16 protein-coding genes and 2 pseudogenes are annotated in these 19,719 nt (G+C 73.5%); 7 read left to right on the top strand and 11 right to left on the bottom strand.

The genetic code is table 11. From position 1 onward, the window contains the following. The 3 genes and pseudogenes from ACIGQF_RS35840 to ACIGQF_RS35830 all read left to right on the top strand — a co-directional run. A pseudogene (locus tag ACIGQF_RS35840) lies at nt 1-1,349 on the top strand (hypothetical protein); the annotation flags it as partial. Between the two features lie 15 nt (nt 1,350-1,364). Continuing rightward, on the top strand, nt 1,365-1,748 hold the full coding sequence (locus tag ACIGQF_RS35835; RefSeq protein ID WP_399719394.1) for a hypothetical protein: 384 nt from the start codon (nt 1,365-1,367) through the stop codon (nt 1,746-1,748). 7 nt (nt 1,749-1,755) lie between these two features. Then, nucleotides 1,756-1,911: a hypothetical protein gene (locus tag ACIGQF_RS35830; RefSeq protein WP_399719391.1), complete on the top strand. Its 156-nt coding sequence runs from the start codon at nt 1,756-1,758 to the stop codon at nt 1,909-1,911. On the opposite strand, the gene ACIGQF_RS35825 is transcribed toward ACIGQF_RS35830, so the two are convergent. The 4 genes from ACIGQF_RS35825 to ACIGQF_RS35810 form a co-directional block, all read right to left on the bottom strand. Beyond that, nucleotides 1,901-3,394, bottom strand: a complete 1,494-nt coding sequence (locus ACIGQF_RS35825) for an MFS transporter (protein ID WP_399719388.1) — start codon at nt 3,392-3,394, stop codon at nt 1,901-1,903. The genes ACIGQF_RS35830 and ACIGQF_RS35825 overlap by 11 nt on opposite strands. 144 nt (nt 3,395-3,538) lie before the next feature. Further along, the gene (locus ACIGQF_RS35820) at nt 3,539-4,567 is read right to left on the bottom strand and encodes a PDR/VanB family oxidoreductase (RefSeq protein ID WP_399719386.1); all 1,029 of its coding nucleotides are present in this window, start codon (nt 4,565-4,567) and stop codon (nt 3,539-3,541) included. Further along, on the bottom strand, nt 4,564-5,676 hold the full coding sequence (locus tag ACIGQF_RS35815; RefSeq protein ID WP_399719383.1) for a Rieske 2Fe-2S domain-containing protein: 1,113 nt from the start codon (nt 5,674-5,676) through the stop codon (nt 4,564-4,566). Before ACIGQF_RS35815 ends, ACIGQF_RS35820 begins: the two co-directional genes overlap by 4 nt. 255 nt (nt 5,677-5,931) lie before the next feature. Then, the gene (locus ACIGQF_RS35810; RefSeq protein ID WP_399719380.1) at nt 5,932-6,735 is read right to left on the bottom strand and encodes an IclR family transcriptional regulator; all 804 of its coding nucleotides are present in this window, start codon (nt 6,733-6,735) and stop codon (nt 5,932-5,934) included. Nucleotides 6,736-7,098: 363 nt separating this feature from the next. On the opposite strand from ACIGQF_RS35810, the gene hemG reads away from it, so the two are divergent. Both hemG and hemQ read left to right on the top strand, forming a co-directional pair. Beyond that, the gene (gene hemG / locus ACIGQF_RS35805) at nt 7,099-8,559 is read left to right on the top strand and encodes a protoporphyrinogen oxidase (RefSeq protein ID WP_399719377.1); all 1,461 of its coding nucleotides are present in this window, start codon (nt 7,099-7,101) and stop codon (nt 8,557-8,559) included. Between the two features lie 107 nt (nt 8,560-8,666). After that, nucleotides 8,667-9,398 (top strand): hydrogen peroxide-dependent heme synthase, encoded by a 732-nt coding sequence (gene hemQ / locus ACIGQF_RS35800; RefSeq protein ID WP_361565261.1) that lies wholly within the window; start codon nt 8,667-8,669, stop codon nt 9,396-9,398. Nucleotides 9,399-9,518: 120 nt separating this feature from the next. Here hemQ and ACIGQF_RS35795 read toward each other — a convergent pair whose 3' ends face one another. From ACIGQF_RS35795 to ACIGQF_RS35770, 6 genes and pseudogenes are all read right to left on the bottom strand, one after another. Then, entirely contained in the window at nt 9,519-11,105 is a 1,587-nt protein-coding gene (locus ACIGQF_RS35795; protein WP_399719375.1) for an alpha/beta hydrolase, read from the bottom strand. Nucleotides 11,106-11,302: 197 nt separating this feature from the next. Further along, nucleotides 11,303-12,304, bottom strand: a complete 1,002-nt coding sequence (locus tag ACIGQF_RS35790) for a DUF4142 domain-containing protein (RefSeq protein WP_399719372.1) — start codon at nt 12,302-12,304, stop codon at nt 11,303-11,305. A 205-nt stretch (nt 12,305-12,509) separates the two neighbouring features. Continuing rightward, nucleotides 12,510-13,538 carry a TIGR04222 domain-containing membrane protein gene (locus ACIGQF_RS35785; RefSeq protein ID WP_399719369.1) on the bottom strand — a complete coding sequence of 343 codons (1,029 nt, stop codon included), beginning with the start codon at nt 13,536-13,538 and terminating at the stop codon, nt 12,510-12,512. A 5-nt stretch (nt 13,539-13,543) separates the two neighbouring features. Continuing rightward, nucleotides 13,544-15,152: pseudogene (locus ACIGQF_RS35780) on the bottom strand (DUF692 domain-containing protein). A 419-nt stretch (nt 15,153-15,571) separates the two neighbouring features. Next, the gene (locus ACIGQF_RS35775) at nt 15,572-16,231 is read right to left on the bottom strand and encodes a LysE family translocator (protein WP_399719367.1); all 660 of its coding nucleotides are present in this window, start codon (nt 16,229-16,231) and stop codon (nt 15,572-15,574) included. An 84-nt stretch (nt 16,232-16,315) separates the two neighbouring features. After that, nucleotides 16,316-16,954, bottom strand: a complete 639-nt coding sequence (locus ACIGQF_RS35770) for an NUDIX hydrolase (protein WP_399719364.1) — start codon at nt 16,952-16,954, stop codon at nt 16,316-16,318. Nucleotides 16,955-17,141: 187 nt separating this feature from the next. Here ACIGQF_RS35770 and ACIGQF_RS35765 point away from each other — a divergent pair, with 187 nt between their 5' ends. Beyond that, entirely contained in the window at nt 17,142-17,909 is a 768-nt protein-coding gene (locus ACIGQF_RS35765) for a nuclease-related domain-containing protein (RefSeq protein ID WP_399719361.1), read from the top strand. 221 nt (nt 17,910-18,130) lie between these two features. Here ACIGQF_RS35765 and ACIGQF_RS35760 read toward each other — a convergent pair whose 3' ends face one another. Further along, complete coding sequence (locus ACIGQF_RS35760; protein ID WP_399719358.1) at nt 18,131-18,919, bottom strand: peptidyl-tRNA hydrolase; 789 nt, start codon at nt 18,917-18,919, stop codon at nt 18,131-18,133. A gap of 110 nt (nt 18,920-19,029) precedes the next feature. On the opposite strand from ACIGQF_RS35760, the gene ACIGQF_RS35755 reads away from it, so the two are divergent. Beyond that, the gene (locus ACIGQF_RS35755) at nt 19,030-19,707 is read left to right on the top strand and encodes an AIM24 family protein (RefSeq protein WP_399719354.1); all 678 of its coding nucleotides are present in this window, start codon (nt 19,030-19,032) and stop codon (nt 19,705-19,707) included. Nucleotides 19,708-19,719 lie beyond the last annotated feature (12 nt).

Genomic DNA, 19,719 nt, shown 5'->3' with positions numbered 1-19,719 from the left:
AGGTCATCGACCCGATGACCTACGTGGCCAAGGGGGCGGGCGCGGGCCTGTCCAAGATCGGCGACATCGCCAAGAGCATCAAGGGCATCGGCAAGATCGACGTACCGGCCCTCCCCGCGGACGCCATCAAGCTCCCCGAGGGCTCGCTCAAGCTCCCCGACGGCACCGTGCGTCTCCCCGAGGGCGCGGCCGTACCCGAAGGCGCGACCAGGCTGCCCGACGGCAACGTCAGACTCCCCGACGACGTCCCGGCGCTCCCCGAGAACGCCACCAGGCTGCCCACCAACCCGGGCGAGCCGGCCAGGTACTTCGACGGTGACGGGAGCCTGCTGGACGAGCACGGCAACACCGTTCAGCATGCCGCCGACGCACCCCAGCGGTTGAGCGACTCCAGCGTCAAGCCGACCGAGATGTCCCATGTGGACAGCCCGGTCAAGGAGCCCGCTCTCGTCGGAGCGGGCACGCACGCCGTGGACGGTGCGGGACATGCCGGTGACGACGCTGCCCGTGGTGCCACGCACTCCGCAGGCGATCCGGCCGGCCAAGGCGCCCGCACTCAACCCGTCCACAGCGGTCACTCCGGTGATGGCGCGGCGCACGGTGGGAGTCACGCGTCTGATGCCGGACACACCACCGATCACACGCCCGACGGGCCGCAGTCACATGACCCGGACGGCCACCGCCCTGCCTCCGATGAGCCGGTGGGCGGCGACCACGCGCCTGACGGCAGTGGGGATCACGTACCTGACGGCCATGACGGCTCGCACGCCTCGGAACCGGCCGCCGCCTCGGGGCGGGACGCAGCCGACATGGGGACCCGACGAGGCTACGAAGCCCGGGTCGCGCCTGAATCCACGGTCCCGGCACCACCCAAGGAGCCTGGTGATCTGGTCCTCTCCACTGGGGACCCGGTTTACTTCAGGGAGGGCAGGACGGCTATCGGCTATGACCGGAACACTCGGGTCAATTTCGACTACGTGAAACCCCTCGACGGGTACCACGACGTGGTCGTACACGGAAACAATCAAGGCTTCTTCGAGCCTGGCCGGGTCAATGAGGCCGGTGCCGGCTTCCCCGCCGGGGACACCCATCCGACGCACATCGCTGATGCGATCCGTGCCAACCCGAGCTATGACGGGGGCCCCGTACGGCTCGTGTCGTGTCACACCGGAACGGTTGCCGAGGGCGCACTGGACATCCCCGCAGCCCAGTCCGTAGCCAATGAACTGGGAGTCCCTGTGATGGCTCCCACGAACAAAGTGGGCGTGAGCGGCAGGCTCGGCCCCGGTCAGACTCCGTCCATCTTCGGTGGGGGATACTGGCGGACGTTCCTGCCCATGGTGCGCTGACAGAAAGTAACTAGTATGCAGATCGCGGATTTCTTCGAGGAACTCTGGGCGCCCTCGTTCGGCAAGCCTGTGGGGAGCGTTCGAGACTTCCTGTCTCCGGAACCCTACGAAGATGACAAGCAAATCGCCGAATATCTCCTCGCAGGACATGAGATCTTCAGCGTCATGGGATCTTCCGAGGACGTTCTGGGCACCGGGAAGACCATCCTGGGCGGTGACTCGATCCTCAGCGACGGAGAGTGGCTCTGGCGAGGCGACCTCTGGTTCTACGTGCGGACTCACCACGTGAAGCTTCCGGACGAATTTCTCGCGCATGTCAGGGAGAATGATTACTTCATGCCGGCGGAGGATGAGCCGCGGCTGGTGGAGATCGCGAAATACGTCCAGGCCAGGATTTAGCGCGTCAGTGGCGGGCGCCGAACTGCCACGCGCCGTGCTGGAGCAGCTGCGTGCCGTCGACCGGTACGGCGACTGGGACAAGGCAAACAGTCACCGGCGGTCGCGTGCCCTGCTCATGCGGGAGTACCTGCGCCGCGCTCTGGGCGCGGGGGCTAGGCGGTGACCGGGGAAGGTGTCGGTGTGGTGGTCTCCCGTACCAGGGCGTACAGGGCTGCGCTCGCGAGCATCAGGGCGCCGTCCAGGTAGATCGCCGGTACCCAGGTGCGGTACGCGTCGAAGAGGGCGCCGCCGAGTGCGGGGCTGACCACCGCGCCGATCTCGCTGACGAGGTTGAACAGGCCGAAGGCGGCGCCGCGTTCGGCCGGGTCGACCACGTCGTTGAGGAGCGCGTGGACCATCGGCTGGAGCGCGTTGAAGACCAGGCTGGTGACGAAGAGCAGTACGGACATCAGGACCAGGGACGGCTTGCCGGCCAGCTGGAGGTAGGCGCCGAAGACCACGACCAGCAGCCCCTGTACGACGACGGAGGCCACGATCATCGGGCGGCGGCCCCAGCCGCGGCGCTTGGCGAGGTCGGAGAGCCAGCCGCCGGCCGGGAATCCGAGGATGCCGGCGCCCGCGTTGAAGGTGGCCACCAGCGCCGCCTTGGCGAAGGAGCTCGTCGCCGCGTCGGCGACGATCGACACCGACCAGAAGCTGAAGAACCACAGGTTCCACATCACCGCGATGAACGCGAAGCACAGCAGCAGCACATTGCGGTTGCGGGCGACGGAGCCCATGCGGGTGCCGCGGCGCGCGAAGACCGCTCCGATGAGGAGGAACGCGAGGGCGCACTCGGCGACCGCCACGCCCCAGGCGGGCAGGCCGAGCCCGTCGGCGATCAGGTAGACCGCCATCACGGCGGCGCACAGCACCACGGAGATGCCGAGCAGCCGCAGGGCCGGTCCGCCGGCCTTCAGCGGGCCGCCGAGCCGTCGCAGGTAGCCGGTCATGGCCAGCCCGAAGACCAGCGTTGCCGCGCCCAGCACGAGGAAGGGCATGCGCCACGCGCCCGTTGTCCCGAACGTGCCGGCACCCCAGTCGATCAGGTAGGGCGCGCCGATCGTGGCGACGGTCAGGCCGAGCGCCAGCCCCGTGATCGCCACTCCCATGCCGAGTCCCGCCTTCTCGGGCGGCGAGTGCCGGGCGATCAGCGTCCGGTCGTTGGAGTAGAAGACGCCCTCGCCGAGCCCGGTCAGCACCCGCAGCACGACGAACGCCAGCAGCCCGCCGACGAACCCGCTGGCGAGGGTGGTGACGCCCGCCCAGAGCAGGGAGATGGCGATCATCGACCGGTGTCCGAAGCGGTCGCCCAGGTAGCCGCCGGGGAACTGCGTGAGCATGTACCCGGCGAAGAAGAGGCTGCCGATCAGGCCGCCGAGCGCGTGCGGATGGGTGGCGGAGCCGAGCATCCCGTGGTCGTTCTCGATCAGCCAGGTGACGACGGGCCCGGTGATCGAGCGGTCGGCGTACGAGAAGAGCCAGCCGCCGAGCAGCATCGCCCACAGGGTGTGGTGCGGTTGCCATCGGCCGCGTCCGGTCGGCGGTGCGTCGGCGGACCGGGTGGCCGGAGCGGGGGAGAAGCGCGGCATCGGTGATCCCTTCACGGCCAGTACGTACGGCAGGGGCAGAGGCAGGGGAGGGGAGGGGCAGAAGCAGGGCATCAGCAGGGGCATGACAGCTTGCACGGTGTGCGGGATGCGCACCAGGGGCAGGACGGAACGGGCCCGGCGGCCGGGCCCGTTCCGGTGTCAGAGAGCGAGCCGCAGGCAAGGGGTGCGGGCCCGGGAGACGCAGATGAGCATGGTGTCGCCGGCCGACCTTTCGGCTTCCGTGAGGAGTTGGTCGCGGTGGTCGGGGGTGCCGGAGAGGACCTCGGTCTCGCAGGTGCCGCAGGTGCCGGCGCGGCAGGACGAGAGCACCTGGACACCGGCTTCCTCCAGTGCCTCCAGGACCGAGCGCCCGGGCGGTACGCGTACGGTGCGGCCCGAGTCGGCCAGTTCGACGTCGAAGGCCGTCTCGTCCCCGGCCGCGTCGTCTCCAGCCGCGTTGTTCCCTGCTGCGCCGACCGCGGCCGGCGGCGGGCGGAAACGTTCCAGGTGCAGTGCGCCGTCGGGCAGGCCCGCCGCGCGGCACTGCTCCTCGGCCGCGGCGAGCAGCGCTTCGGGGCCGCACGCGTACACCTGTGTTGCCGCGTCCGCATCGCGCAGGAAGCCCGCCAGGTCCAGCAGCCCGAACTCGTCCTCGGGGCGCAGCGTGACGCGCTCCCCGTATGCGGCGAGTTGGTCGGCGTATGCCATGGAGGCACGTGTGCGGCCCCCGTAGAGCAGCCGCCAGTCCGCCCCGGAGGCCCGTGCGCCGGCGATCATCGGGAGCAGCGGGGTGATGCCGATGCCGCCGGCCAGGAAGAGGCAGCGGGCGGCAGGGGTGGCCGGGGGCGCGAAGGGAAAGTGGTTGCGGGGCGCCGAGACCGTGACCTTGTCGCCGGCCGCGAGCCGGTCGTGCACGTACGACGAGCCGCCGGTGCCCGCGGTCTCGCGCAGCACCGCGACCCGCCACTCGGTCCGTTCGGCGGGGTCGCCGCACAGCGAGTACGGACGTACGAGGCCCGGCGCGAGGTGCAGGTCCAGGTGCGCGCCGGGGGACCAGGCGGGCAGCGCGCCGCCGTCCGGGAGGCGCAGCGACAGCTCGCACACGCCCTCGGCGACGGCCTGCTTGCGGACGAGGAGGAGGTCGAGGGTGTCGAGTCGGCTGAGGGGGTCGAGGAGAGGGTCACTCATCGGGCCGCCACCGTCTCCGCCACCGTTTCCGGTGCCCCCGCCGGCGGAGTGGCCGCGTCCGGCCTCTCCGACCGGGCGATCATCCGCTCCAGGATGCGCCGTGCCGCCAGGCCACCCGTGTCGATGCCGACGCTCAGCTCCTGGACGCTCCGGCCCTCTTCCTCGGCCGTGACCCGCTCCAGGATGTCCAGCGCCGTCACGTCCTGAAGGACGACGGTGCGGTTGAACTCGTGCAGGAAGTCGCTGACCTTCTCGTCCTCGCGGGCGAAGTCCCGGGCCACCAGCCAGAAGTCGTACGTGGTGGTCTCGGTGGACGGCGTGATGGCGTACGCGATCTCCGTGTGGAACGCGCCCGGGTCGCTGCCGTCCGCGCCCGGTACCGAGCCGACCGGCGCGATCCGGCTGTGCAGCAGATACAGGCAGGGCGCGTGGTACTCGATGTCCTGCCAGCGGCTGACCCGCCCCTTCAGGCCGGTGGAGTCGGCATAGAAGGGCGGGCACTCGGCGTCGTCCATGTGCCGGCTGACCCGGACGATGCCGCGTTCCTCGTCGGCCTCGGTCGTGATCGGGGTGGCGGCGACCTCCGGGGTGCCGATGTAGCCGGCGTGCAGGAACGTCTCGTGCGAGAGGTCCAGCAGGTTGTCGACGAGCAGCCCGTAGCGCGCGTTGAGCGGCTCCATGCCGCGGACCACGGTCCACTCGGGGTCGGCGAGCCAAGGGGCCCGGGGCACGGCGGACACGTCGGCGCGCGCCGGGTCGCCGATCCACACCCAGATGAACCCGTCCAGCTCGGCGAGCGGGTACGAGGCGACGCGCGCGGTGCGCGGCACCCGTGTCTGGCCCGGTACGGAGACGCAGGTGCCGGCCCGGTCGTAGGTGAAGCCGTGGTAGCCGCAGACCAGCCGGCCGTCCTCCAGCGTGCCTTCGGAGAGCGGGTAGCGGCGGTGGACGCAGCGGTCGGCGAGCGCGGCGGCTTGCCCGTCCGGCGTGCGGTAGAGCGCCAGCGGCTCCCCGCAGACCGTACGGGCGAGCACCTCCTCGCCGCCGACCTCGCCGGCGTACGCGGCGACGTACCACTGGTCGCGGGCGAATGCGGTGGGAACGGGCATGGCGTGGCCTCCTCGACGCACGGGGCCCCGGGCGGCCCCCGGGGTCCACCAGACTCTGCGGCGTGCCTCAGGAGCGGACAAGGGCCCCTTCCAGCAGCTGGAAACATGCGTGCACGGGGGTTGCGCGGGTGCCACTCGGTGCGCAAGGGGACCCGAGTGAGCGGAGGTTCCCGGTGCGCGAGGGGGCCGGGGCACCCGGGCACGAGGGGCGCCGAGCGCGCGGGGGCTCCCGGGCGCGCGAGGTTCAGTAGGCGGTCAGAGGACCGGTGGCAGGCTGCGCGCGATGCCCTGCGCTGCTACGCGTACCGCCGGTGCCAGCAGTGCCGCGCGGCCCTCGCGTACCGGGACGACGACCGAGAGCGCGGCGACCGCCCGTCCGTCCGGGCCGCGGACGGGCGCCGCCACGGACACCGCGTCCATCGTGATCTGCCGCTCGCTGACCGCCACCCCGGAGGTGCGTACGTCGGCCAGGACCGACCGCAGCAGCGCCGGGTCGCCGATCGTGCGCTCGGTGAAGCGGCGCAGCGGGGCGGCGCAGACCTGCGCGACCACGGAGGGCGGCGCGTACGCCAGCAGCGCGAGCCCCACGCCGGTGGCGTGCAGCGGCCAGCGCGCGCCGACCCGGGTGCGCACCCCGACCGCGGACCGGCCCGAGATCAGCTCGATGTACACCGTCTCCAGACCGTCCCGCACGGCGAGCTGGACGTTCTCGTGCGTCGCCTCGTAGAGGTCCTCCATGAAGGGCAGCGCGGCCTGACGCAGCCCCACGCCGCGCCGCGCCAGTACGGCGATCTCCCACAACCGCAGCCCGATCTCGTACCGGCCGTCCGCGCGGCGCTCCAGCGCGCCCCACTCCGTCAGTTTGGCGGCGAACCGGTGCGCGGTGGCGAGCGGCAGGCCGGCCCGCCGGGCCAGCGCGGTCAGGGTCAGGCTGCGGTGCGCGTCGTCGAAGGCGCCGAGCAGCGCGAGCACCCGGTCGGCCGCCGACCGCTCGGGGCCACGGCGCGCGTCGGGTCCGTCGAGCCTGTCGCGTCCGGCCTGCGGGTCGCGCAGGGCCATGGCGCCCCCACCTCCGGTCGGTCCGTCCGTGCCGCGGCGAGCTTAGTTGAGGGCCGGACCAGTGCCCAGGGCTCGCGTATCGGCCGGTGCGGCCCGCCCGCCTGTCGGTGCGGCCCGCCCGCCTGTCGGTGCGGCCCGCCCGCCTGTCGGTGCGGCCCGCCCGCCTGTCGGTGCGGCCCGTCCGTCAGGCGGTGCCGCCTGTCCGTCAGCCGGTACCGCCCGCCCCGTCATCCGGATCCGCCCCGCCCCGTCAGCCCTTGACGTCCCCCTCGGGAAGGGCCGCCGGTGAGGTGGGCCGCTCGCCCACGGGGACGCCGGTGAGGTGCCGTCCGAGTGCCGGTCGTGCTCTGAGAGAGTGGGGGCATGAGCACTGCGCATACCGGTACGGGCCAGGCGCCCGGTCGTTCGGGCCACGCGCCCGGTCATGTCGTCGTGATCGGCGGCGGCATCGCGGGCCTCACGGCCGCGCACCGCGCGCTCGACGGCGGCGCGCGGGTGACGGTACTGGAGGCGTCCGGACGGCTCGGCGGCAAGCTGAAGGCCGGCGCGGTCGCGGGCGTACCGGTCGACCTCGGCGCCGAGTCGATGCTCGCCAGGCGCCCGGAAGCGGTCGAGCTCGCGCGCGCCGTCGGCCTCGGCGACCGGCTGCAGCCGCCGTCCACCGCCACCGCCTCCCTCTGGACCCGCGGCGCGCTGCGCCCGATGCCCAAGGGCCACGTCATGGGCGTCCCCGGAGACCCGGCGCCGCTCGCCGCCTCCGGGGTGCTCTCCGAGGCCGGCCTCGCGCGCATCGAGGAGGACGCGGAACTGCCGCGCACCGAGGTCGGCGAGGACGTCGCGGTCGGCGCGTACGTCGCCGAGCGGCTGGGCCGCGAGGTCGTCGACCGGCTCATCGAACCGCTGCTCGGCGGGGTGTACGCGGGCGACGCGTACCGCATCTCCATGAGGGCCGCCGTCCCGCAGCTCTTCGAAGCCGCGCGGAACCACCGCTCCCTGACCGAGGGGGTGCGGGCCCTCCAGGCGCGCACGGCCGCCACCGTGCACCAGACCGGGCCCGCGGCGGCCGGGCCGGTCTTCATGGGCATCGACGGGGGCATCGGGACGCTGCCGGGCGCGGTAGCCGACGCGGTGCGCGCCAAGGGCGGCGAGATCGTCCTGAACACGGCCGTGGACGAGGTACGGCGTGCGGGCGAGGCCGCGTGGGAGATCCGCACGGGCGGCCGGGCGCTGACGGCCGACGCCGTCGTGCTGGCCTGTCCCGCGCCCGCCGCGGCCCGCCTCCTCCGCCACGAGAGCCCCGCCGCCGCCACCGAGCTGGACGGCGTCGAGTACGCCTCCATGGCCCTGATGACCATGGCCTTCCGCCGTGCCGACATCGAGGGACAGCTCACCGGCAGCGGCTTCCTCGTGCCGCCGGTCGACGGGCACAGGATCAAGGCCGCCACCTTCGCGAGCAACAAGTGGGGCTGGGTCGACGCCGCCGATCCGGACCTCTTCGTGCTGCGTACCTCCATCGGTCGCTACGGGGACACCGCCGACCTGGCGCGCGAGGACGCCGAGCTGGTGGACCTCTCGCTGCGCGACCTGGGGGAGGCCGTGGGGCTGGCCGCCCGGCCCGTCGACACCACGGTCACCCGATGGGACGGCGGCCTGCCGCAGTACCCCGTGGGCCACCTGGAGCGGGTGGCGCGCATCCACGAGGCCGTGGAACGGCTCCCCGGCCTCCGGATGTGCGGCGCGCTCTACGAGGGCGTGGGCATCCCGGCCTGCGTCGCGAGCGCCACGAAGGCCGCCGACGCCGTACTGGCCACCCTGACACCCTGACGCCGCCCGGCGCGGCGCCCCCGATGCCGCCCGGAGCAGCGACCCGGTGCCGCACGGCGCGCCGACCCCGGCGCCGGGCACCCCGGCGAGCGAGTGAGAATGGACGCATGACTGACGCCACCCCTGGGCCCGCGCCCGAGAAGACCCCGAACGCCGGCAAGAAGGCGAAGGACCTCAACGAGGTCATCCGCTACACGCTCTGGTCGGTGTTCAAGCTGCGTGCCGCCCTCCCCGAGGACCGCAGCGGCTACGCCGAGGAGGTCGACGAGCTGATCGAGCAGCTCGCCGCCAAGGACGTCGTGGTCCGCGGCACGTACGACGTGTCCGGCCTGCGCGCCGACGCCGACGTGATGATCTGGTGGCACTCGGAGAGCTCGGACGCGCTCCAGGAGGCGTACAACCTCTTCCGCCGCACCAAGCTCGGCCGCGCCCTGGAGCCGGTCTGGTCGAACATGGCGCTGCACCGCCCCGCCGAGTTCAACAAGTCGCACATCCCGGCCTTCCTGGCCGACGAGGAGGCGCGCAACTACGTCAGCGTGTACCCGTTCGTGCGCTCGTACGACTGGTACCTGCTGCCCGACGAGGACCGCCGCCGGATGCTCGCTGACCACGGCAAGATGGCCCGCGGCTTCCCGGACGTGCGCGCCAACACCGTGCCGTCCTTCTCGCTCGGCGACTACGAGTGGATCCTCGCCTTTGAGGCCGACGAGCTGTACCGCATCGTCGACCTCATGCGGCACCTGCGCGGCTCCGAGGCGCGGATGCACGTCCGCGAGGAGGTCCCGTTCTACACCGGCCGCCGCAAGCCGGTCGCGGAGCTGGTGGCCGGGCTGGCCTGACGGCCCTCGGCCCCGCGGCCGGCTCAGCCCCTCAGTGCGGCTGCCGGCCGGGGCCCTTCAGTAGAGCCGCCGGCCGGAGCCCTTCAGTGCGGCTGCCGGCCGGGCTCTCGCTGCTCGCGCTCACTTCTCACCGGGCTCGGGCTCCGCGTGCGGCTTGCAGAACGCGTCGCGCTCCGGGACCCGCCCGGTGAGCAGGTAGTCCTCGGTGTACTTGTTCACGCAGTCGTTCTTGCTGAAGGCGATGCCGTGCTGCCCGGCGTCGCGCTCGGTGACCAGCCGCGACCCGGCCAGCCGCCGCTTCAGCTCCAGCGCGCCCGAGTAGGGCGTGGCGCCGTCCCGCTCCGCCGCCAGCAGCAGTACGGGGGGCAGCGCCCCGGGGGCCGTACGGACGTCCAGCGGACGCTGCCCCATCTCGTGCGCGGACCGCGGCCAGAAGGCGCAGGGCAGGTTCATCCACGCGTTGTCCCAGGTCTCGAACGGCGCGACCCGGGCCACCATGGTGTTGTCGCGGTCCCACGTGGACCAGTTCCGCGGCCAGACCGCGTCGTTGCACTCCACGGCCGTGTAGACCGCGTCGCCGTTCTCGTCCGCCACCGCGTCCGCCGGGTCCGGCGCCGCCTGCGCGATCAGGGGCTTCGGGTCGCCCTTGAGGTACCGGGACAGCGCGGCGGCCCGGATGGGCCAGTAGTGGTCGCTGTAGCCGGCCGTCAGGAACGCGGCCTGCAGCTCCGCCGGACCGACCTTGCCGCCAGCCGGCTTGCGCCGCAGCTGCGCGGCCGCGCGGTAGTACGACCGGCCGACCGCCTCCGCCGTCTTCCCCAGGCCGTAGGTCTTGTGATGCTTGGCGACCCAGCTGCGCCAGTCCTTCCAGCGCCCCTCGAAGGCGATGTTCTGCTGGAGGTTGTTGCGGTACCAGACCTGGTCCGGGTCCGGGTTCACCACGCTGTCGAAGACCATGCGGCGCACGTGCCCCGGGAACAGCGTCGCGTAGACGGCCCCGAGGTACGTGCCGTACGACGCACCCATGAAGGTGAGCTTCTTCTCGCCCAGTGCGGCCCGCAGCATCTCCAGGTCACGCGCGTTGTTCAGCGTGTTGTAGTGCTTCAGCGCCGCCCCGGACCGGCGTGCGCAGCCCTCGGCGTACGCCTGCGCCTCCTTGATCTTCTTCTGCTTGAAGCGCTCCGAGGGGTGCACCGGGCTGTCCGAGGGGGCCTTGCCGGCGGCCTTCTTCGGGTCCTCGCAGGACAGCGGTGCCGACCGGGCGACGCCGCGCGGCGCGTAGCCCACGAAGTCGTACGCCCGTGCCGTACGGCGCCACTCGGGCAGCTCGGCGTACATGGGGAAGGGCATCGCGTTGCCCCCGGGGCCGCCGGGGTTGTACAGGAGGGCGCCCTGCCGCTCTTTCTTGGGGCCGGTGGCGTGCCGCCTGCTGACGGTCAGGTCGATCTTCTTGCCCTCGGGGTGCGCGTAGTCCAGCGGCACACGGACCTTGCCGCACTCCACGCCGGACGGCAGGTGCTCCGCGGCGGGGCAGCGTCCCCAGGAGATCTTCGCGGGGGCGGGTGAGGGGGCGGACGGGAGTGCGGAGGTGGACGGGAACACGGGTGAGGGGTCGGCTGCGGGCGCGGGGAGCCCGGCCGCCGGTGCGGCTGCCAGAGTGCCCAGAACCAGTGACCCGATGGTGCCGAACAACGCTACTGCCTTCACAAGCCGTCCCTTCGTGGGTCACCGTGCCGCCTCCGGCCGGGCGTCATCGGGTGTGACAAAAGGGATACTTGAGCGGCAATTTGATGATGTAAAGCACCGGGCGCCGGTGTCGGAAGGGATGCCCCGGAAGAGACCTTGAAGGGGCGCGCGGCGGATACCCGAAGACCCCCGCACGCCCCTGCACGGGACCGGCCACCTCACCCATTCGCCGCCGAATGTGCCGCCCCACCTTGGGGCCCGCCCGGGCCGCGCTGCCCCTCCTGCCCCTCTCGGGTCTGCTGCTCTCGGGGTGGGCGCCCGTCCCGGCCTTGCCGGTCCTCGTCCGCCCCCTGCTGCCCCCGCTGCTCCTCCCGGCCTTCCTGACCCCGCTGCCGGTTCTCCTGGCCTTTCCCTCGGCTCTCCTGACCCTGTCCTTGTCCGCCGCTCTGGCCCTGTCCGCCGCGGCCGGGGGAGCCCGGCGCGGGCGTGGAGGCAGCCGGCGGCAGGGAGAAGGCCGCGGACGGGGTGGCGGGCTCGGGCGGCGCGGGTGCCGCGGGCGCGGCCGGGGACGGCGGTGCGGGCGCGGGCGTGGCCGGCGGCGTCGGCGAGCCGGTGGCCTGGGTGTCCCGGGCGATGCCGTCGAAGTCCACGTCGCCGGTGCGTTCCAGCACGGTGATGTGGTCGAGCACGGTCGTATTGGCATCGTCCGCCAGCCCGCGTACCAGCGAATTGCGCGTCGTCGCGCGGACCTGCGCGACGACCGTGAAGACCCTGCCGTGCGCCAGCCGGAGGATGTTGGCGAACTTCCGGTCGTACTCGCTGCCGCGCGCCGCCTCCAGCTCCGAGAGCCAGCCCTGTTGCTGGGCGTTGGGCTGGTTGGGCAGGTCGACGCCCAGCTGTGACGCCACCCTCAGTACGTGGCGGTCGAGCGCCGCGTGGCCGCTCACGAGGTGATCGCCCGCCGTCCGTACGGCCTTCGTTGTGCCGCGTTCCCGCGCCTGCTGCCCGGCCGGCAGCTCCCAGAGCCCGGCGAGCCGGACCTTGTTGACGAAGTCGCGGTCGAGGGCGGAGAGCGGGCCGAAACGGGTGGCCACGGTGCCCGCGTTGATGTCGGTGCCGGCCGCCGAGAGCCCGGCGAAGGACAGGATGGGGAAGAGCAGTGCGGCTGCCGTCGCGACGAGTGCGGCGACGACGAGTCCGGTTCCGGTGACGGATCGCATGGTGCCTCCTGGTGCGCTCCCGCACGCTAATCCGCGCGCCCCGGCCCGCACCCTTGTTCCCCGAACCACGACTCAACAGCCGCCCCTCGTTGGTACGTTGACGACTTTGCGAGCAGGCGGACGACTCACCTCCGGGACCCCCAGCGCTTCTGAGGACACGCTCCACGACCCCTTCGGGGCGCTGCGGACGCCCCGCCCCGAAGGGTCAGTTGCTGGAGCCTCCGCAGGAGGAGTGACCGCCTGAGCTGTGACCGCCGGAGGAGTGGCCGCCCCCGCAGGAGGAGCCGCTGGTGCCTGAGGCGGAGCCGCCGCAGGAGGCGTTGCCGCAGCCCGCTCCGCCGCCGGAGGAGCCGCACCACAGGCCGCCGGTGTCGCCGGCGCCGCTCCAGCCCGTCCCCGGCGACGACCCGTTGGCGGACATCGCGTTGGCCGCCGCGGGACCTCGCGCCGCCCGCTGCGCCTCCAGGAGGTGCTCACGCAGCGCCCGGTCGGTCAGCAGCGCCGCGCCCCCGACGGCCACGGCGAGCGCGGCGGGCAGGCCCGCCGGGCCGGCGGCGGCCGCCTTGTTGGCCGTACGGAAGCGCTTCAGGGCGCGCTTGCCGTCCTTGGTGATGCGACGGCGTACGGCATTCCGGCACAGCGTGCCGATGAAGATCCCCGCGAACACCGCGGGCGTCACCTTGAGCACGAACGGCATGTTCTGCGGGTACTGCGGAGCACCGTCGTCCAGCGCACCCGTCACCGACTGGAAGATGCCGAGGAAGAAGACGCACATGCACGCGCCGATCTGCAGCCGGGCCAGCTGCCGCCACGGCCGGCCGGCCTCCGGGCGGCGCAGCAGGCCGCGGTCGGCCAGCCGGTCGCCGATCTGCTGGACGGCCCCGCTGCGCATGACCGTCGGGCGCAGCCGCGCCAGGGCGCCGCCAGGCGTCCGCGCGAGCCCCTCCAGCACCGCGGACTCGACCGGGTCGTGCGAGACGGCTGGACGGCGCGCGGAGACCGTTCCCGGGCCGCCGATCGCCAGCCGGCCGTCGCTGTGCATCCCGGCGATCGCCGCGTCGGCGACCCGGCCGGGGCCGCCGGCGAGGAAAGCGTTCTCCCAGAGGTCGTGCGAGGGCACGTCGACGAGCACCGCCCGGGGGGACGGCGCGGCGCGGCGGGTGTGGACCGTACCGGCGATGAGCACCACTGAGGACGCGGCGACGGCCAGGTACACCAACTGCGCGAAGGACAACGTGATTACCTCCCACTCCGGGGTCTGCCGACATACTCCACCCGCGAGGCACCTTCCGGCACGTTCAGGGTCCCGCTCCGGCCGCCGCCCGCCGTGCCGCCCCCGGCCGGCCGCTCGCCCCCGGGCCGGGGCAGCCGGCCGGTCAGCGTGCGGGCCAGCCGGGTCAGCCGTGCCGCGGGACGGTCCGACGGCGGGGTGGGGCCCGCACGGTCGCGCCACCACTTTGTCAGCTGCCGCCGCGCCGTGGGGTGCGCCGGGAGGCCGAGGGCGAGCAGATGGCCGGCGAAGTCCAGCGCGTCGCGCCGGTAGCCGCCACGCATCGGCCGGCCCTGCGCGTAGTCCAGGAAGGCGCTGCGGTAGTCCGCTCCCAGTATGCCGGGCAGCTCCGGAGCGACCGCGGCGATCACGTCCGCCCGCTTGGCGGCCAGCGCGCGCCGCTGCACGGACAGCCGCTCGGCGTCGAACCCCGCCGGATCGGCGCCGTCCGCGACCAGCGCGGCCAGCAGCTCCTCCTGTGCCGCGGCCAGCCGCCGCCGCGCCGCCTCGGTCCCTCGGGAGGCGAACGCATCCCGGCCGGATGCCTTCCGGTCGGCCGCGTCCTGGTCGGCTGTCGATGTGCTTCGGGCGGCCGCGTCGTTGTCCGATGCGCTTCGGGTGGACGCGGTCCCCTCCGATACGTGCTGGTCGAGGGCGTGGCAGTCGAGCGCGGTCCCCTCCCGTACGTTCAGGGGGGCGCGAGTGGTCCGGGCGCCGGGCCGGGCGCCGGGCCGGGGGTCAGGCAGTCGCTCGGTCATGGGCACCGGCCTCCTTCACGACGCTTCGTACGGCAGCCAGCTCGGCGGCGAGCTCCGCCACGGGCGGGAAGTTCTCGTCGCGTTCGAGGAGGACGCCCGGCGGGGTGATACGGGCGCACAGCTCGGCCAGCACATCCAGGACGGGCTGCGTCACGGGGTGCGCGTGGCTGTCGTGCCACACCCCGTCCCGCTCGAAACCGCCCGCGACGTGGACGTACGCGACCGCCTCCACGGGCAGCGCGTCCAGGGCCGACGCCGGGTCCTCGCCCCGGTTCACGTGGTTGGTGTGCAGGTTCGCCACGTCGATGAGGAGCCGTACGCCGGTCCGCTCGACGAGTTCGGCGAGGAACTGCCCCTCGGTCAGCTCCTCGCCGGGCCAGTTGATCAGTGCGGCGATGTTCTCCACGGCGAGCGGGACCGGCAGCGCCTCCTGCGCGATGCGGACGTTCTCGCACAGCACGTCGAGCGCGTCGTACGTACGGGGCACGGGCAGCAGGTGCCCAGCCTCCATGCGCGGCCCGCCGGTCAGCTCGCCGCCGGCCCGCACGAAGGCGATGTGCTCGGTGACGAGGGGAGCGGCGAGCGCCTCGGCGCGCTCGGCCAGCGCGGCCAGCCGGCCGGCGTCCGGCCGCTCGGCGCCGCCCAGCCCGAGGGAGACGCCGTGCGGGACCACGGTGGTGCCGCGGGCCCGCAGGGCTTCGAGGGCGGGCGGGAGGTGGCCCGGGCAGATGTTCTCCGCGACGACCTCGACCCAGTCGATCCCGGGCAGCGCGGCGATCCCGTCGGCGATCTCGGGCCGCCACCCGATGCCGGTGCCCAGCCGGTATCCGGGTTCCGGGCCGGTACGCCGCTCCCGGCGGCGCTCCGCGTGCCCGGTTCGCCCTGGCTGCTCCATCGCTCCCCCTCCGCTCCGACTCCCGGGTGCTTCCGTACTCATCACCCCTCTGAGGAGGACGAACCGTCGGTCCGCCGAGTTCAGAGCCGGATCTGAGCTTTTCCCCGCCTTTGCACGCCGTACGAATACGCGCGTGGCGCGGCGTGTGTGTGCCCGCCTCTCGCGGCACACGCGTACCTGCCTTCTGCGGCACACGAACGCGCGTCTTCCGCGGCGCACGGAGGCTCGCTTTCCGCGGCGTCCGGAGACGTGCGCCTTGTGGCGTCCGGAGGCGGGTCCCCCGCGGCGTACGGATACGCGGCCCGCGGGCCGGGGAGCCGGTGCCGCTGGTGGCCCGCCGCCCGTCAGCGGGTGGTCTCCACGGCCACCGCGGCGCCGAGTCCGAAGAGGACCGTCCCGGTGAGCTGTTCGAGGCGGCGGCGGACCCGTGGGCGGTGGAAGACGGCCCGCGCGCGGTGGACGGCGAGGGTGACCGCGCCGAGCCAGGCCACGCCCAGGACGGCATGGACGGCGACCAGCATCAGGGTGGTCGCCACGACCGGCGCGCCGTGCGGGATGAACTGCGGCAGCAGGGACATGTACACCACGCCGACCTTCGGGTTCAGCACGTTCGTCAGCAGGCCGGTGCGGAAAGCGCGCCACGGCGTCTGCGGCGCGGTGGCCGCGGCCCCGTCCTCCACGGGCCCCTCGGCGCCCTCCCCGGCGGGCGTCCGGGCCGCGCGTCGGGCGCTGCGCAGCGCCTGGAGGCCGAGCCACATCAGGTACGCGGCCCCCGCGATCCGCAGCGCGTCGTACGCGACCCGGGACGCCGACAGCATCGCCGTGAGCCCGGCCGCGCCCGCGAGCCCCCACACGAAGCACCCGGCCGCTATGCCGAGGGCGCTGCACAGCGCGGCGCGCCGCCCCGAGCCGAGTGCCGTACGCAGCACGATCGCGAAGTCCGGGCCGGGGGAGACGGTCAGCAGCGCGGCGACGACCGTGAAGCCGAGAAGTGAGGTGAGCACGTAAGAAACGGTACGTGGCCCGTGGTGCCCACGTGCCGCGGGGCGCCCGCCCCGAAGGGCAGCGGTCGCCCACCGCACGGCGGCTCACCGCCAGGTGAACTCCGGCTGGGCCACCGTGTCGACCCGCGTCGCGCGCCCGAGGAGGGCCACTTCGCGGAACTGCCACAGCAGTGCGCCGGTCGGCGCGTGGATCACCATCCCCGCGCGCAGCGGCATCTGCAGCAGCGGCCCGCCGTCCGGAGCCGTCGCCCACCGCGGCAGGTCCGGCTTCATCAGCCGCCGCAGCAGTACGTGGTGCAGTGACTGCACCTCTTTCGGGTCGGGGCGCGGCTGCACAGGGCTCCGGGGGACGACGACCAGCGGCGTGATCACGAAGCCGGACTCGGTACGGAAGTCGTCCAGCAGCCCGGCGACCTCCTCCGGGCCGGCCTCGACGCCGGTCTCCTCGGCCAGTTCCCGGAGCGCCGCCTCCTGTGCCGACTCGGCCCCGTCCAGGCGGCCGCCCGGGAGCGCCCACTGTCCGGCGTTGCGGCCGCGCGGCGCCCGCTTGATCACCAGGACGTGCGGCTCGTCGCGGAACGGGACCACGGTGAGGCACACGGCGGCGCTCCGCACGCCTTCCGGTACGGGTACCTCGCGTCGCTCGAACGCCGCCAGATTGGCGCGCAGCGCGGCTTCGAGCCGGGACGGATCCGCGAGGTCCGCTTCGTTCAACGTCGACATCGGCATCATCACGATGTACCACGCACGGACGCTCGTTCCCACCCCTCTGCGGACGTTGACGGCCCCCCTTCTGCGTAGCTTCACTCGCTCTTGCCCACGCCGTACGCGGCTGGTCCCATGGGTGAGGGGCGGGTCCCGCAGGGCGGCGGTCTCCCGCCGGAGGCGAGTCCCGCAAGGGGTGATGTCCGTGAAGCCGACACCGGACGACCCCGACCGGCACTTCCGGCCACCCGCCCAGGACCGGCTCTTCCTGCCGCGCGACCCCGACCGGCTGTTCCTGCCGCGCGACCCCGACCGGCTGTTCCTCCCGCCGGACGACGACCTCGCACCGAACCGCCCGGGGGAGACGCTGCGCACCTTCCTCGCCGAACACCCGCTCGACGGCCCTGCCCTCCTCGGGGCCAGGCTCCTCGGCCGCCGCCCCGTGCAGGACGACTGGCGGCGCCGGCTCGCCGCGGAGAGCGCGGTGGGCGCGGAACTGGAGCGGCTGGGCCGCGGCGGCTGGCACGTACTGCACTCCTTGCCGCTGCCGTCCGGGAGCGAGATCAGCCACCTCCTCATCGGGCCGGGCGGCGTCTTCTGCCTCGCCACCGAGGCGGTGCGCGGCGCGCGGGTACGGGCCGACGCCACCGATGTGCACCCTGGGTACGGCCGGCGCCCGCAGCCGTACGTGCGCCGAACCCGTCAGCGTGCCGTGCGCGCGACGTACGCGCTGACCCGTGGCTGCGGCTTCCCCGTACCCGTCCACCCCGTACTCGTGCTCGTCGGTCCTCGCTGCATCGAACAGCTGCCGGAGGAGCAGGAGGCGGGCGCGCACTGCGAGCCGGAGGTACGTCTGGTGGCCGGCGCGCAGGCGGTCATGGCCCTCGGCACGCTCGGCGGCGTACTGGCCCCGGCGGCCGTCGACCGCATCCACACCGTCGCCCGCAACCGCCGCACGTGGAACGACCTCTGAGCGACCGCCGCACCACCGCCGGACGCCCGTCGGACGGTCCTTGCGTGACAACCGGGCGCCTCGTGACGGTCTCTGGACCACTGCCGGGGCCCCTGGACGGACGTCGGAAGGGCACCGGACGACCGCCGGACGCAGCGCTCGACGGTGCCGCGGCCGCCCACCCGCGGCACCGCCCCGGCGCCGGGTGCTACCGCGGCGCCGTCCGGTCGGCGATCACCGCGCTACCGCAGCGCCGGATGATCGGCGACCACCGTGCAGGAGCCCGGGGCGATCTCCGTGAAGCCCGCGTCGCGGACCACGGGGAGGTCGCTGCGGGTCAGCTCCGCCCAGCGGTCCGGGGCCGCCGTACGGACGGCCAGCGGGAAGCCGGCCGTGCGCCAGGCCGCGCGCTCGGCCTCGGACAGCGCCCACCATGCGAGCTGCGCGCCGTGTCCCGCCTGGGCCATCGCCTTGCCCGCCGACATCTCCAGATCCGGGCTCAGCCACAGCACCGGGCCGTCCGGGTCGGGGGCGGCCGGCGGCTCCGGGTCGTCCAGCTCGGTCCCCGAGACCTGGAGCTTGGCCAGCTCCTTGGGCCAGCCGTCCAGCGGCACCGGCGGGAAGACCCGCACCTCGGCGGAGCCGCCGTCGACCGTGATGCCCGGCAGCGCCGCGGCGCGGCGCCACTCGGCGCCCCGTGCACGCCGCACGACCTTGCGGATCCGCGCGTCCTGCCAGTCCCGCACGGCCGCGGCCCACTCGCCCTCGCCGAGCGAGCGCTCGTCCGAGAGCAGCACGAGGACCGCACGCGCGGCCGCCTCCAGCGCGTCCGTACGCGCCGGCGGTGCGGCCTTCTCCAGGCGGACGACCAGCGGCAGCACGAACTGCGGTGCCGCGTCGCGGTCGTCCTCCGCACGGCGCGGAGCGGCGGCCGGCGGCGGCCCGCTGTCCGCCGCGGCCGGGGTGCCCGGTGCCTCGCCGCTGTTCACGGTGGTATCGGTGCTGCTCAGGGGAGTCTCGGTGTTGCTCACGGATTCAGTCTGCCAGCCGCCACCGACATTCCCCCGGCGAGGCGGCCGGAGCCCGGCGTCCGTCCGGCCGCTGTTGGCGGAGGGAAACGTTCCGGGCGATCATCCCCCTCATGCAGAGCGAACTCTTCTCGTCCGAGCATTTGGTCACGCAGGCCAGTGCCCCCGGTATGACGCTGCAGAACGCCAAGTCCATCAAGTACGCGGTGGACGGCGAGTGCTACGCACGCCAGGGCTCCATGGTCGCCTTCCGCGGCAACCTCCAGTTCGAGAAGCAGGGCCAGGGGGTGGGCAAGTTCCTCAAGCGCGCGGTCACCGGCGAGGGGCTGGCCCTGATGGCCGTGCGCGGTCAGGGGGAGGTGTGGTTCGCGCACGAGGCGCAGAACTGCTTCATCGTGGACCTCGCCCCCGGCGACAGCATCACGCTCAACGGGCGCAACGTCCTGTGCTTCGACTCCACGCTGTCCTACGAGATAAAGGTCGTGAAGGGCGCCGGCATGACCGGCGGCGGGCTCTTCAACTCCGTGTTCACCGGCCACGGCCAGCTCGGCGTGATGTGCGAGGGCAACCCCATCGTCATCCCCGTCAGCCCGCAGTTGCCGGTCTACGCCGACACGGACGCGGTGGTCGGCTGGAGCGCCGCCCTGACGACCTCGCTGCACCGCTCGCAGAGCGTCGGGTCGATGATCCGCGGCGGCTCGGGGGAGGCCGTACAGCTGCGCCTCGACGGCGAGGGCTTCGTGATCGTGCGCCCGAGCGAGGCCAAGCCCGCAACGGCCTCGAACGGCTGAGGAACGAGCGCC

It is taken from the genome of Streptomyces sp. NPDC053560 (assembly GCF_044544605.1).
Taxonomy (GTDB): domain Bacteria; phylum Actinomycetota; class Actinomycetes; order Streptomycetales; family Streptomycetaceae; genus Streptomyces.
The sequence above is the reverse complement of the archived record's forward strand: the minus strand, read 5'-3'. Positions and strand labels throughout refer to the sequence as shown.

Bases quoted from the DNA above. Each gene is read 5' to 3' on its own strand.
- ACIGQF_RS35835 (WP_399719394.1), top strand. From the start codon at position 1,365: ATGCAGATCGCGGATTTCTTCGAGGAACTCTGGGCGCCCTCGTTCGGC.
- ACIGQF_RS35820 (WP_399719386.1), bottom strand. From the start codon at position 4,567: ATGAGTGACCCTCTCCTCGACCCCCTCAGCCGACTCGACACCCTCGAC.
- ACIGQF_RS35815 (WP_399719383.1), bottom strand. From the start codon at position 5,676: ATGCCCGTTCCCACCGCATTCGCCCGCGACCAGTGGTACGTCGCCGCG.
- ACIGQF_RS35810 (WP_399719380.1), bottom strand. From the start codon at position 6,735: ATGGCCCTGCGCGACCCGCAGGCCGGACGCGACAGGCTCGACGGACCC.
- hemG (WP_399719377.1), top strand. From the start codon at position 7,099: ATGAGCACTGCGCATACCGGTACGGGCCAGGCGCCCGGTCGTTCGGGC.
- hemQ (WP_361565261.1), top strand. From the start codon at position 8,667: ATGACTGACGCCACCCCTGGGCCCGCGCCCGAGAAGACCCCGAACGCC.
- ACIGQF_RS35790 (WP_399719372.1), bottom strand. From the start codon at position 12,304: ATGCGATCCGTCACCGGAACCGGACTCGTCGTCGCCGCACTCGTCGCG.
- ACIGQF_RS35770 (WP_399719364.1), bottom strand. From the start codon at position 16,954: ATGTCGACGTTGAACGAAGCGGACCTCGCGGATCCGTCCCGGCTCGAA.
- ACIGQF_RS35755 (WP_399719354.1), top strand. From the start codon at position 19,030: ATGCAGAGCGAACTCTTCTCGTCCGAGCATTTGGTCACGCAGGCCAGT.